The following is a 13,034-nucleotide window of genomic DNA, read 5'->3' on the forward strand; positions in this document are numbered from 1 at the left end:
TGCGCGGGCTCCTCGGCGGTTGCTGGGGGCGCCCCAGTACCCACTACCCAGTAACACCGGGTAACCGTGCGTCCAGGTGTGCGCACGCGTGCGGACCGTGCGCACACCGCGTGCGCCTCGCGCGCACGCGCGCGCGTAGGGCCCACTCTCGGCCGTGCGCACACCTCGCACCGTGCGCACGGTGGATGCTCGGTCATCACGCTTCGCATGCGGATCCACCTGCCGCAGTCGGGGGTCTGCGTCCTCTCTCACAACAAGGCGTCGGCGATACTCGACATCGACTCGATCACGGAGACCGCGCCAGCGTTGGCGAGCGATTCGGCTTTCCCGGGCTTGTTCGCGTAGCCGATCGTGGCGATGCCCGCGGCGGTGCCTGCTTCCACATCGCGCGCGGCATCGCCGATGAACACGCACTCTGACGGCTTGGCCATGGCCATCGCGATTGCGTCGTTGAGCAAACGCGGGTTTGGCTTCAGGGACGAAGGGTCGCCGGGGATTCTGCCAAAGACGCCGGCGACGAAGGGTGTCAGGTTGTGGTCATGCAGGTAGGTGCGAATCGCGCTCCCGGCGTTGTTGCTAACCACCCAGACTGATCGTCCCCCGTCTGCACACGCCCGCAGCATTTCGCTGGCTCCCGCCGTTGGCAAAGCCGTCTTCGCAGCCTCGTTTTCGGCTCGTTCGAGTAGCCCATCGGCTCGTGGAACAAGGTCTGCGCGTGCGTCGGCGATGCGGCGGAGCAGGGCCAACGGATCGCGTTCCCCGGACCATTCGTCGGGCGTCACTTCGCCAGCGGTCTGAAGGTCGGTCACCATGCGCGCAGCAACCTCGGTCGCGGGCAGGCCCGCGAAGATTGAGCAAACGGGGCCGTCGAAGTCCAGAAGCACATGGGTGACTGACCGCAGTACTTCCGCGAGAGGCTGTGACTCCCGAGTCACTTCGCACGCTCGTAGGCGATCGTCTGCCACACGCTGTCGAACCACATCTGCGCTTGTTGGACGTACTGGGAACCCATTGAGGCGTCATCCGGGCCGGCAGTGTGACGAAACAGCGTCGTGTCTTTCCCTGTGACGTCGTAGAACGTTTTCGACTCACCGTCGATCGGGACGGACTTCTCCCGCAGTGGATAGAAGCCGAAGAAGGCTTCCGTCCTGTTCAGGATGTAGAGCTTGAACAGTGAAGACGCACGGTGCACTTTGACCTGGACACTAGCCGTCTGAATGAGACCCAGCTCGGCAAGCACCTCGACGGAGTGAAGGATGCCTCCGGCGTTGGTCAGGGCGATGTCCCGCGCTCGGTTGCGCAAGGCCGGATCGTCCTCCAACTCGTCCACGAGGACCGGGACAGCCATGGACGCCGAAGTATCCGGAAGCAGCAGCCGGACAGAAATCGACTCGGGTGTGAGTCGGCCGGAGCGGACCTTGTCCAACGGTTCTTGCATGGCGTTGTGCAGCGTTTCGCTGGAGAAGCCCGCAAAGTCGATCGTCACCTGCTGTTCAGTGAACGCCTGTTCCAAGTGCGGGCGGAGGCCCACCGGCCGCTCGGTGCGCTCGCGCACGAACGACCCGCTTCCCTGCCTGGTGACGATCAGCCCTTCATCCTGAAGGATCTTCAGGGCCTTGCTGACCGTCATTCGGGCAACGCCATAGTGCTTCGCAAGCTCCGGGCCTGATGGCAGTTGCTCCCCCGGCTGGAACTTCTTCGTGAGGATCTGAGCACGCAGCGCGCTGCTCACCTGCTGGTACGGCGCGCGAGGGTCGTCCGGGTCAAGACTCATGACAGCCATGCTAGGTGACATGGTCAAGGTAGGTAAGTGGGAGACACTGTTGACCTGCCTAGGCAGGTTGTCTATGTTGTTCATGCCGGTCCAGTGAAGTCCAGGACGGTGCAAGAAGGGCCTTCTTTGGCCTGCGCACAGCTCCGACGGGACGCCTCTACCGCCAAGTGTCGACGTCCCGCCGGGTTCGAACCTCAGTCAGCAAGTTGACCGAAGGACGTGACCAGTATGTCTCGCAGCACGCTCCCGACGCTCGACCGCCTGCCCGACCTCACCGCGGCGCTTTTCCCCGCCGAACGGCACGCCTTTCCGAGGCTTCCGGTCTGCCGGGTGAGCATCCACCTGTCCATTGCGGAGATGGTCGCGGCCCTGTTGGTGTCGGAGTTCATCACGCCGGAGGACATCGCCACGGAGGAGCAGGTCCGGTTCGAGATCGCGTCCTCCCTCACGCTGAACGGCTACACCCCGATTCAGCTCATGGTCGGCCGGATGGAGAAGCAGGCCCCGGCCGACTTCGACGCGGACAACGGCGGCGCCGAGTGGGTGGACCTGTGCCGGGCCCGCGTCCTGGACGTCTTCGGCGACGGGGCCGTTGCCGAGCGGTCCGCCGGTTCCTCCGCCTCGTTCGCGTTGGCGGTGGCCCGATGACCGCCACGGCCACGCTCACCCGGGCCGCGCGCAGCTGCGCGTGCGGTACCGCGCTCAGCCGCTACAACGACAACGACCGCTGCGGCGCCTGCCTGACCGCCCACGCCGACTCGATCACCGCGCCGAAGACCCGCAACCGGGCCGCCGCGTTCACGCCGACCGCCGGGCCGCTCAGCGCCTCGTTGCCGACCCGCCCGGCGCCCGAACCGCCGGCCTCGACGTTCACGCCGAGCGTGGCCGTCGGCGGTCCGGCGACCATTACGGTTGCGGTTGCGCCCTTGATCGCGGTGACCGAACTCGCCGCGTTCATGGTGCTCAACGGCGTTCACGACGACCCGGCCACGCTGTCCGCCGACAAGGTTCGTGAACTGGTGGCGACGTACGTCGGGATGCACGGTGCATCCGCGACCTTTCGCGCCCCGGAAGCACTGTGGCGCAGGCAGCACGGGCCTGCCGAGGAGCGTTTCCCGGTGACCGACAACCGCGCCGCCTGGACCGCCGCGATCGGCGCTGCGTACGCCGACGCGCCCCGTTCCTGAACACGCCTGAACGCGCGCACCGGGAACGCTTCCGCGCCTGTTCCCGAGTGTTCCGCGCCGCCCGCCGAGTGCTTCCCGGCGGGCAGGTCGTGAACACCGTGAACGCGGCCCTGAACAGCCCGAACGCACCCGTGAACACGGTCCTCGGGGCGTTCCCCGGATTGCGCCCGTAAGCGCTTCACCCCCGCGTCCGGCACGGATCGCCGACCACGCCCGGCGGGCGGGTCGTGAACGCCGTGAACGCGCCCGTGAACGCGTTCCGGACGCGCTTCCAGACCGCTTCCGCGCACTGCTCCCTCAACAGGAGACACCCACGTGAACGTCACTCCTCCCATCCGCCTGTGTGGCCTGTCGGCCGCACTGCTCCCGACGCCGAGAACGCGTCCCGGAAACACGTGGCGCACCTCGAAGCCGTACCTTCGCGCCCGCGTTGTCGAACGCGACGGCCGGGCCTGCTTCTACTGCGCGACCGAACTCGGTGGCGACCGCCCCGCCACGCTGGACCACCTGTGGCCCCGGGCGATCCGCCCGACCGACTCCCCGAACGCACTCGTCTTGGCCTGCCTGCCCTGCAACCGTGCCAAGGGCCGCACGGTGCCGTCCAAGCTCGTCCGGGCCCTCGGCCACCCTTGCCCGCCGCCGGTCCGTACGTGGCTCTTCCAGGCTCCGGCCGTCGAAGTCCTGGCGTACCTGCGCCCGTTGTTGCAGGGCCGGTTCCGGCCCGGCCTCGACCCGGGTTTCGTCACGCGTTTCGTTACGCCGGAGCCCGTTCCCGCCCGCCGTGAAGTCCCCTGCGGTCTCGGGCGGTTGACGGCAAGAGTCCACCCGGCCCCGGGGCGGGGTGGACTCTTGCTTCCGGCTGCGGCGCCCGGCGGACCGCCCATCCACACCGACATCCGCGAGGAGTCCGCGTGAGCGAGTCGAAGAAGCCGACCCAGGCGAGCGTGCTGCTCGCCATGATCCGGGACCGCTACCGGCCCCTGACGGGTGACGACGGGAACCCGTACGCCGTCCGCCACGACGGGCCCAGCATCGCCCTGCCGCTCAACGGCGGCGGCGGCCTGCGTCAGGTGCTGGCCCGAGCGTTCGCGGAGGAGCACGACGGCAGTGTTCCCGGCGGGGCGGCCCTGACGGACGCGCTGAACGCGTTCGCCGGGCACGCCCTGACCTGCGACCCGGAGCCCATCCACCTGCGCGTCGCCGGGCACGGAACGGCAGTCGTGCTTGACCTCGGCACGGCGGACGGCCGATGCGTGGTGCTGGACGGCGGCGCGTGGTCGATCGAGGCCACATCGCCCGTGCTGTTCCGCCGGACCAAGCTGATCGGGCCCCTGCCCGACCCGGTCCGGGGCGGGGACCTGTCCGGGCTGCGCGCCCTGGTGAACGTCTCCGACGTCGACTGGCCGTTGATCGTGGGTTGGATGATCGGCGCGCTGCTGCCCGATCTGCCCTACCCGATCCTGGGGCTGCGCGGTCTGCGGGGAACGGCGAAGTCGAACACCACGCGCATGGTCACGCGGATGGTCAGCCCGTCGCCGGTCCCGACCCGATCCACGCCGCGCGACGTCAAGTCCTGGATCATCGGCGCCTACGCCGGGTGGATCTCCGGGATCGACAATGTCTCGTTGGTGTCGGACGAGTTCTCGGACTGGCTGTGCCGGGCCTCGACCGGTGAGGGCATGGTCGATCGGGCCCTGTACACCGACTCCGACGTGTCGATCATCAGCTTCCGGCGCCCGATCATCCTCAACGGGATCGAATTCGCGGGCGGACAGGGCGACCTGGCCAACCGCATGCTCCCGCTGGAGTTGCTGCCGATCACCCACCACCGCAGCGAACACGACCTGTGGGCCGACTACCACCGCGCCCACCCGACCGCACTCGGCGCACTCCTCGACCTGACGGCCCGCGTCCAGGCCCTCCGTCACACCCTCCCGGAACCGGGCAACGCCCGCATGGCCGACTTCGCCCGCGTGCTCGTCGCCCTCGACCACATCACCGGCTGGAAGAGCCTCGACCGCTACCTTCGCCTGTCCTCCCAGACCGAAGCCGAGTCGCTGTCGGCGTTCGGGGAGGCCCTGCGGGACTTCGCCCAGCGGGCCTACTGCGGGCGGTGGCAGGGCACCCCGGCCGACCTGTGGGGCGCCCTCACCCCGAAGGACTCCAACGGCGACCCGCGCCCGCCCAAGGGATGGCCCGTGCTGCGGCGCATGCGCGAACAGGTCAAGCGCGACCTGCCCGCCCTGCGCTCGTACGGGATCGAGGTCGACCTCGACCAACGGGCGACCGACCGCAACCGGACCCGGCTGGTCGTCCTGACCGACACCGATTTCGTCAGTGGGCCATTTTCTTCGTCCGCGTCGTCCGCGTCGTCCGCAACCGCCTCTGACCTGCGGGAACGTGCGGACAACGCGGGCGAGCCGTCGGTCCGCTCGTTGTCCGCATCGTCCGCAGGGGCGAACCGTGCGGACGACGCGGACGAACGCGTGGACGGTGCCGCGCCCTCCGCCGTCCGCAGCCATTTGCCCTGTGACCAGCACGGATACCCCCGCGCGGACGACGCGGACGACGCGGACGAAGAAATCCGGGGTCTGACAGAAAACAAGGCCCTTGGCGTTCCCGTCGCGTTCGGCCCGTGCTCGCGCTGCGACGCCGAAGTCACCTTGCTCTTCACTCACCCCGACCAGCCCGACACGAAGCTCTGCGACGCCTGCCACACCGCCCACCGGACCACACCGTGACAAGGAGGCCCGCCGTGGCCCGCGCCAAGCTGCTTCGGCTGCCCGAAGTCCTCGCCGAACTCGACATGTCCCGCGCCGCGTTCTACCGCATGTGCGCCAAGGGGCAGGGCCCCAAGGCCAAGAGGCTGCCCAACGGTCACCTGCGCTTCCGCCAGTGCGACGTAGACGCCTGGCTCGCCACTCTCGACACCACCACCGCATAGCCCCGCCGGGGGCGCGGATACTCGCCGCGTCCCCGGCGCCAATCTCGGGGAGAACACACCATGCCCACCCCCTCGTTCGACGTTCGAATTTGGGCGGTCCGCAATCGCAACGGGCGCAAGACTGCCGAGGTCCGGTGGCGGGTCGGCGTCGAAAGGTTCGAATCGACGCACGCCAACAAGACCATGGCCGATGGACGTCGCGCGAACCTCATCGCGGCCCTCAACCGCGGTGAGCCGTTCGATGCCGAATCCGGGCTGCCCATGTCCGAGGTTCGTGCCATCGAAGCCGCACGCACCGAGGTGACCTGGTACGCCCACGCTCGCGAGTTCATCGAGATGAAGTGGCCGCGCAGCTCTGCCAAGAGGCGCATGGGGCTCGTTGTCGGCCTGTCGACGGCAACCGCTGCCTTGACCGCCAAGGATGCTCGTGCGCCCGACCCGAAGCAGCTCTACCAGGTGCTCTACCTGTGGGGGTTCAACGTGCACCGGTGGAAGGAGGAGCCGCCCGCAGAGGCCCGCGAAATGCTCGCGTGGATCGAGGCCAACTCGCTGCCGGTCCGCAGCCTCGAAAAGGCCGACTCCGTGCGCGCGGTGCTCGGCGCGATGTCGGTGCGGCTGGACGGCAAGCGCGCCGCCGCGTCCACGTTCATCAACAAGCGGGCGGTCTTCCGCACGGCGGTCGGCTACGCGATCGAGAAAGAGCGCCTGGACCGCAATCCGCTCGACAAGGTCTCGTGGGAACGGGACGACGACGACAACCAGGTTGAACCGGCCTGTGTGGTCAATCCCACCCAGGCGCACGCCCTCTTGGCGCGGGTCTACGCACAGGGCAAGCGCGGACGGCACTTGGCCGCGTTCTTCGGCTGTATCTACTTCGCGGGCATGCGATGCGCTGAGGTCGTCAAGCTCCGCACCGACCAATGCACGCTCCCGAAGCGCGGATGGGGCGAACTGCGTCCCTCCAAGTCCGGTCCGCGCGTCGGCACCGCGTGGACCGACAGCGGCGACGCACACGACGACCGCGGGCTGAAGTCCCGCGCCCGGTCGGCGTCGCGCTCGATCCCGATCCCGCCGGAACTCGTCGCCATGCTCCGGTGGCACGTCTACCGCTACCGGACGGCGCCCGATGGCCGGCTGTTCCGCAGCGCCGTCGGTGGCCTTGTCCAGGACAAGGCGTACCGCCTGGAGTGGGCCAAAGCCCGGGAGCAGGTGTTGACGCCCGCACAGGTGGCCTCACCGCTCGCGAAGCGGCCTTACGACCTGCGGCACGCGTGTGTGTCCCTCTGGCTCAACTCGGGTGTCGCGCCGACCGAGGTTGCCCGGCGGGCCGGACAGAGTGTCGACGTGCTGCTGAAGGTCTATGCCAAGTGCATCGACGGCACGGTGAAGCAGGACAACGACCGCATCTCGGCGACCTTGCAGGCGTGGAAGACGCCGAAATCCTGACGTGGCCCACGCATGGCCCACAATCGCTGGTCAGGACGCGAATCAGGGTGAGACAGAGTGAGACAAGCCAGGCTTTCGGGGTATCTCCGGCGGTGAGTCTTCAGATCGAGTGAAATCGCAGGTCAAACCAGGTTTCCCGAGGTCAGGAGTGCGCCTCCCGACCTCGGGAAATCCGGACAAAAGAAGAGACCCGCTCTCCTCGCCGAAGAGCGGGTCCCTATTCGCGGTCTCCGCAGGTCGAACCCTCATACGACCTGCTCGTTCGTGGGTCGAACCCTCATACGACCCACCATCCGCGGTCCGTGCCCCTGGCGCACCTCAGGGCAGAGCGCGCCAGGGGACGTTTTTGCTACCCGCGCAGCCCCGAGGCTTCGCGGGCGAGCTGTTCCACCCGGGACCAGTCGCGCGAGGCGACCGCGTCCGCGGGAAGCATCCAGGACCCGCCGACGCAGGCCACGTTGGGCAGCGCCAGGTAGGTCGGGGCCGAGGCCGGGGTGATCCCGCCCGTCGGGCAAAAGCGCACGTCCGGCACCGGCGAGGCCAGCGACTTCAGGAACGGCGCGCCGCCCGCGGCCTCGGCCGGGAAGAACTTCATCTCCCGGACCCCGCGTTCGCGCAGCGCCAGCACCTCGGACACGGTCGACGTGCCGGGCAGGAAGGCAAGGCCGGTGTCGACCAGGGCCCCGTACAGGGTCTCGGTGCAGCCCGGCGTCACCAGGAAGCGTGCGCCGGCGTCGGCCGCCGCCTTCGCCTGGTCCGGCGTCAGGACCGTACCGGCGCCCACGAACGCGCCCTCGACCTCCGCCGCGATCCGCTCGATCGCGCCGAGTGCGGCCGGCGTGCGCAGGGTGACCTCGACTGCCGGCAGCCCGCCCGCCACCAGCGCGCGCGCCAGGGGTACGGCCGACTCCACGTCGTCCACGATCACCACCGGGATCACCGGTGCCAGGTCAAGAGCGGACGTGCTCACGCCGCCACCTCCACGGGTCGAGTGCTGCGCGCTTCCAGCCACGCGGACGCGCCGCGCAGAGCCGGATGTGGGGCCACCACGAGCGCGGTGGAGATGCGGTGCAGGTACGGCGCCATCGTCGGATTGGTCTCGAAGCCCATCCGGAACTCGCTCTCCAGCAGCATCTCGGTGATCCGGGGCAGGATGCCCCCGGCCAGGAAGACACCGCCGCGAGCGCCCATCGTCAGGGCCACCCCACCGGCGAACGTGCCGAGCAGTCGGCAGAAGGTCTCGACCGTTGCGACGCACACCTTGTCGGAGCCGTCGAGCGCGCGGGCCGAGATGTCGGCCGGGCTCAGCGCCTCGGCCACGACTCCGTGTACCGCCGCCGTGCAGCGGTGCAGTCGGCACAGTCCCGGGCCGGACAGCACGTGTTCGGCGGTCACCGTGCCCAGGCCGCCGCGCTCGTCGCGCAGCACCTCCAGGGCCGCGGCGTCGGGGCCGTGTGCCGGGCGCAGCAGCACGTGCCCGCCCTCGCCCGGCAGCGGCACCCAGCCGCCGCCCGGGATCGGCACCAGGCCGGCCACGCCGAGTCCGGTGCCGGGGCCGAGTACGGCCATCGGCAGCGTCGGGTCGGGGAGTCGGTCGCCGACCACGATCAGGTCCTCGCCCGCCAGGTGCGGCAGCGACAGGGCCAGCGCCTCGAAATCGTTGATCAGGTACAGGTCCGGCACGCCGAGCTTGACCCGGGTCTCCGCGATGGACAACACCCACGCGCCGTTGGTCAGCCGGAACCGGTCGCCGTGCACCGGGCCCGCGACCGCCGCGCAGATCGCGCTCGGCCGGGCCGCGCCGGAGCGGTCCAGGTAGTCCTCGATCGCCGCGGCCAGGTCCACGTGGTCCTCGCTGCGCAGCCCGAGCACGTGCTCGGGTCGGCCGCCGGGCTCGGTGAGCACGGCGAAGCGGGCGTTGGTGCCGCCGATGTCGGCGACCAGCCACGGGCGGTCGGGGGTCGGTGGGGCCACGGTCGGGTTCACGCGCTCGCTCCGTCGAAAGCCGCGGTCGCGACCGCGCCGAACACACCCGCGCCCAGGTCGGCGGGGCCCACCCCGGCGCGCAGCGCGGTGAACAACTCGCGCCCGGTGCCGACCCATTCCGCGTCGCTCGGGGCCGCGCCCTCGGGCTGCCGCCCGCTCAGGTCGGCCTCGGTGGTCAGCGTCCCCGCGACCGCGTCCACGGTCACGATGTCGCCGTTGCGGATCAGCGCTATCGGGCCGCCGACCGCCGCCTCGGGCGTGCAGTGGATCGCCGCCGGGATCTTGCCGGAAGCGCCGGAGAGCCGGCCGTCGGTGACCAGCGCCACGTGGTGGCCCCGGTCCTGGAGCACGCCGAGCGCGGGGATCAGCTTGTGCAGCTCCGGCATGCCGTTGGCGCGCGGACCCTGGTAGCGCAGCACCGCGATCAGGTCGTGGTTCAACTCGTCGCGCTCGAACGCGGCCAGGAAGTCGGCCTGTCCGTCGAACACCCGCGCGGGCGCGCTCACCACGTGGTGCGACGGGTCGACCGCGGACACCTTGATCACCGCGCGACCGAGGTCGCCGTGCAACATCCGCAGTCCGCCATCGGGCGCGAACGGCTTGTCGTAGGGCCGCAGTACGTCCAGGTCCAGGCTCTCCGTCGGGCCGTCCACCCACACGATCGAGCCGTCCTCGGTGAGCTGCGGCTCGCGGCGGTAGCGAGCGAGCCCGTCGCCGGCCACGGTGCGCACGTCCTCGTTGAGCAGCCCGCCGTCGAGCAGCGTGCCGATCAGGAACGCGGTGCCGCCCGCGGCGTGGAAGTGGTTGATGTCCGCCGGACCGTTCGGGTACATCCGGGTCAGCAGCGGCACCGCCGTGGACAACTCGGCGAAGTCGTCCCAGGTGAGCGTGATCCCGGCGGCGGCGGCCATCGCGACCAGGTGCAGCGTGTGGTTGGTGGAGCCGCCGGTGGCGAGCAGCGCGACGACCGCGTTGACCCAGGCCTTCTCGTCCAGCACCTCGCCGATCGGCGTGTAGTCGCGGACCAGCGAGGTCGGGTCGCCGAGCGAGGTGGTGGCCGCGACCCGGCGGCCCGCCTCGTCGGTCAGCGCCTTGCGCAGCGGCTGGTCGGGGTGCACGAAGCTGGCGCCCGGCAGGTGCAGCCCGAGCACCTCCATCACCAGCTGGTTCGTGTTCGCGGTGCCGTAGAAGGTGCAGGTGCCGATGCCGTGGTAGGCGCCGGCCTCGGCGTCGAGCAGTTCCTCGCGGGAGACCTTGCCCTCGGCGAAGCGCTGCCGGACCCGGGCCTTCTCCTTGTTCGGCAGGCCCGAGGACATCGGACCGGCGGGCACGAAGATGGTCGGCAGATGTCCGAACGACAGCGCCCCGATCACCAGGCCGGGGACGATCTTGTCGCACACGCCGAGCATCAGCGCACCGTCGAACATGTCGTGCGCGAGCGCCACCGCGGCGGCCATCGCGACCACGTCGCGGCTGAACAGGGACAGCTCCATGCCCGCGCGGCCCTGGGTGATCCCGTCGCACATGGCGGGTACGCCGCCGGCGAACTGGGCCACGCCGCCGGCCGCGGCGACCGCGGCCTTGAGCTGCTCGGGGTAGGTCCGCAGCGGCTGGTGCGCGGAGAGCATGTCGTTGTAGGAGGAGACGATCGCGACGTTCGGCTTGACCGGGCCCTGCGGGCCGGTGCCGCGCAGGCCCAGCTTCTCGCTCGGCGAGCACGCGGCGAAGCCGTGGGCGAAGTTGGCGCAGCCGAGCTGACCGCGCGCGGGCTTCTCGGAGGCCGCCGCTCGGATCCGCTCCAGGTACGCGGAACGCGTGGCGGCACTGCGGCGCGCGATGCGCTCCGTCACTGCGGCCACCGTCGGGTGGATCCTCTGCTCGCTCACGATCTTCGTGCCCCTGCTGTCTTCGGCTGGCTCTGCCGGTTCGGGTACCAAACTAGGGGTACTTTTGCTTCTTGGCAAGCAAAAGAGTGACGCTCGGGTGTCGAAGTAGTGAACTTAGGGCTTTGACCGAGGGAAAGCCGCCCTGGTTCACTGGACGACATGGCCCGACGCGCGAATCCCATCCCGCACAGCAGTGCAGGCGAGGTACTTCGCCTGGTGCGTGAAGGTGATGCCGAGACCCGGGCGGACGTCGCCCGGCTCACCGGGCTGTCCCGATCCGCCGTGGCGGCCCGGATCGACGAACTGGTGGACGCCGGACTGCTCGCCGAACGCGCCGACGGGGTGTCCACCGGCGGCCGGCCCCCGATCCGCCTCGAACTCAACCCCGAGGGCGGCCTGGTACTGGCCGCCTCGCTCGGCAGCAGCCGAGGCCAACTCGCGGTCTGCGATCTGACCGGCCGGGTGCTGGCCAGCCGGGAGACCCGGATGGCCGCGCAGGGCGGCCCCGACGCGGTGCTCACCGGACTGCCGGACTGGATCGACACGATGCTCGCCGAGGAGGGCTTCGACCCGGCGCGCGTACGCGGGGTCGGGGTCGCCGTGCCCGGGCCGGTCGAGCTGGACACCGGGCGCGCCGCGGGTGCGCCGACGCTGCCGGGGTGGGACGGGGTGGCGATAGCGCCGACCCTGCAACGCCGGTTGCCGGTACCGGTGTACGTGGACAACGACGTGAACGTGATGGCGCTGGGCGAGTATCGGGCCCGGGCCGACGCGGGCGACCTGGTCTTCGTCAAGGCGTCCACGGGCATCGGCGCGGGGATAGTCGCCGACGGCAAGGTCTACCGGGGCGCGCTCGGCGCGGCGGGCGAGATCGGCCACATCCCGGTCGCCGGCGGTACCGGGGTGCGCTGCTGGTGCGGCAACGTGGACTGCCTCGAAGTCCTGGCCAGCGGGCGGCACTTGATCGAGACGCTGGCCGCCCACGGGGCACGCTTCCCGGACGGCCGCGAGGTCTCCAGCGTGCGCGACGTGGTGGCGCTCGCGGCGGCCGGTCAGCCCGAGGCGGTGCGGTTGGTGCGCGAGTCGGGGCGGATGCTCGGCGAGGTGCTGGCGAGCGTGGTCAACGTGCTGAATCCGGCGGTGGTCGTGTTGGGCGGAGACCTCGCCGACGCGGGTGATCCGCTGCTGGCCGGCGTACGCGAGGTGGTCTATCGGCGGTCCACGGCGGTGGCCACGCGCGAACTGCGCATCGTGCCGAGCGTGCTGGGCGAGGCCGCGGGCCTGACGGGCTGCGCGTTCATGGCCCTGGACCAGATCCTGTCCCCGGACTCGGTGGACACCACCCTCGCCCGCCTCGCCGGCGGCCGAGCCCTCCCCAGCGTGAACCGAGCCCTCCCGGCCTGAACCCGAGCCGGACCGCCTGGTCCCGCCCGGCCGCGCAGCGGTGGTGAACCGTAGCTCGGCGCGGTGGCTGTGCCACGTCCTGCGGGCCGCCACACTCCGGCGTACCGCCCCGCTCGCGGCGACCCAGACCCGCTCCTCGGCCGCGTAGCGGACGCGCACCGCCCCGCTCGCGGCGACCTCGACGCGCTCCTCGACCGCGGAGCGGACGCGCACCACGGCGCAGCGCGGCGACCGATCCCCGCCGCGGAGCGGACGTGTACCCCAATGCGCCCCCGCTCGTCGCCACGACAGCGCGACCCCCTCGCCCCGCCCGGAACCACCCGCCAAACCGAACCCTCCGCGCGGGGAATGTTGAGCGAGCAACTACTGTTGAGGCGTGCAAGGACCGGGAAAGCCGGACCGTACTC

The 13,034-nt window shown here is 70.5% G+C and carries 12 protein-coding genes; 7 read left to right on the forward strand and 5 right to left on the reverse strand.

What is annotated here, in order from left to right; genetic code table 11:
- Positions 1 to 248: 248 nt before the first annotated feature.
- Together ACFXKZ_RS25975 and ACFXKZ_RS25980 are read right to left on the reverse strand one after the other, a co-directional pair.
- The gene (locus ACFXKZ_RS25975; protein ID WP_380003373.1) at positions 249 to 884 is read right to left on the reverse strand and encodes an HAD family hydrolase; all 636 of its coding nucleotides are present in this window, start codon (positions 882 to 884) and stop codon (positions 249 to 251) included.
- Positions 885 to 931: 47 nt separating this feature from the next.
- Positions 932 to 1,774, reverse strand: a complete 843-nt coding sequence (locus ACFXKZ_RS25980; protein ID WP_380003374.1) for a GntR family transcriptional regulator — start codon at positions 1,772 to 1,774, stop codon at positions 932 to 934.
- 228 nt (positions 1,775 to 2,002) lie between these two features.
- Between ACFXKZ_RS25980 and ACFXKZ_RS25985 the strand changes: the two genes are divergently transcribed.
- The 6 genes from ACFXKZ_RS25985 (at position 2,003) to ACFXKZ_RS26010 (ending at position 7,351) form a co-directional block, all read left to right on the forward strand.
- Positions 2,003 to 2,422: a hypothetical protein gene (locus ACFXKZ_RS25985; RefSeq protein ID WP_380003376.1), complete on the forward strand. Its 420-nt coding sequence runs from the start codon at positions 2,003 to 2,005 to the stop codon at positions 2,420 to 2,422.
- Positions 2,419 to 2,961 (forward strand): hypothetical protein, encoded by a 543-nt coding sequence (locus ACFXKZ_RS25990; protein ID WP_380003377.1) that lies wholly within the window; start codon positions 2,419 to 2,421, stop codon positions 2,959 to 2,961. Before ACFXKZ_RS25985 ends, ACFXKZ_RS25990 begins: the two co-directional genes overlap by 4 nt.
- Before the next feature lie 315 nt (positions 2,962 to 3,276).
- The gene (locus ACFXKZ_RS25995; RefSeq protein ID WP_380003378.1) at positions 3,277 to 3,876 is read left to right on the forward strand and encodes an HNH endonuclease; all 600 of its coding nucleotides are present in this window, start codon (positions 3,277 to 3,279) and stop codon (positions 3,874 to 3,876) included.
- Positions 3,873 to 5,702 (forward strand): ATP-binding protein, encoded by a 1,830-nt coding sequence (locus ACFXKZ_RS26000; RefSeq protein ID WP_380003379.1) that lies wholly within the window; start codon positions 3,873 to 3,875, stop codon positions 5,700 to 5,702. Before ACFXKZ_RS25995 ends, ACFXKZ_RS26000 begins: the two co-directional genes overlap by 4 nt.
- Before the next feature lie 14 nt (positions 5,703 to 5,716).
- Positions 5,717 to 5,905, forward strand: a complete 189-nt coding sequence (locus ACFXKZ_RS26005; protein WP_380003380.1) for a helix-turn-helix transcriptional regulator — start codon at positions 5,717 to 5,719, stop codon at positions 5,903 to 5,905.
- A 60-nt stretch (positions 5,906 to 5,965) separates the two neighbouring features.
- The gene (locus ACFXKZ_RS26010; protein ID WP_380003381.1) at positions 5,966 to 7,351 is read left to right on the forward strand and encodes a tyrosine-type recombinase/integrase; all 1,386 of its coding nucleotides are present in this window, start codon (positions 5,966 to 5,968) and stop codon (positions 7,349 to 7,351) included.
- A 349-nt stretch (positions 7,352 to 7,700) separates the two neighbouring features.
- Here the strand turns inward: ACFXKZ_RS26010 and eda are convergent, their stop codons facing one another.
- From eda to edd, 3 genes are read right to left on the reverse strand one after another with little or no spacing between them, the layout of a single operon-like run.
- The gene (gene eda, locus ACFXKZ_RS26015) at positions 7,701 to 8,321 is read right to left on the reverse strand and encodes a bifunctional 4-hydroxy-2-oxoglutarate aldolase/2-dehydro-3-deoxy-phosphogluconate aldolase (protein ID WP_380003382.1); all 621 of its coding nucleotides are present in this window, start codon (positions 8,319 to 8,321) and stop codon (positions 7,701 to 7,703) included.
- Positions 8,318 to 9,337, reverse strand: a complete 1,020-nt coding sequence (glk, locus tag ACFXKZ_RS26020) for a glucokinase (RefSeq protein WP_380003383.1) — start codon at positions 9,335 to 9,337, stop codon at positions 8,318 to 8,320. Before glk ends, eda begins: the two co-directional genes overlap by 4 nt.
- Complete coding sequence (gene edd, locus ACFXKZ_RS26025) at positions 9,334 to 11,208, reverse strand: phosphogluconate dehydratase (RefSeq protein ID WP_380003538.1); 1,875 nt, start codon at positions 11,206 to 11,208, stop codon at positions 9,334 to 9,336. Before edd ends, glk begins: the two co-directional genes overlap by 4 nt.
- Before the next feature lie 231 nt (positions 11,209 to 11,439).
- On the opposite strand from edd, the gene ACFXKZ_RS26030 reads away from it, so the two are divergent.
- Positions 11,440 to 12,627 (forward strand): ROK family protein, encoded by a 1,188-nt coding sequence (locus tag ACFXKZ_RS26030; RefSeq protein ID WP_380003384.1) that lies wholly within the window; start codon positions 11,440 to 11,442, stop codon positions 12,625 to 12,627.
- Positions 12,628 to 13,034 lie beyond the last annotated feature (407 nt).

It is taken from the genome of Embleya sp. NPDC059237, assembly GCF_042754105.1.
Lineage (GTDB): Bacteria > Actinomycetota > Actinomycetes > Streptomycetales > Streptomycetaceae > Embleya.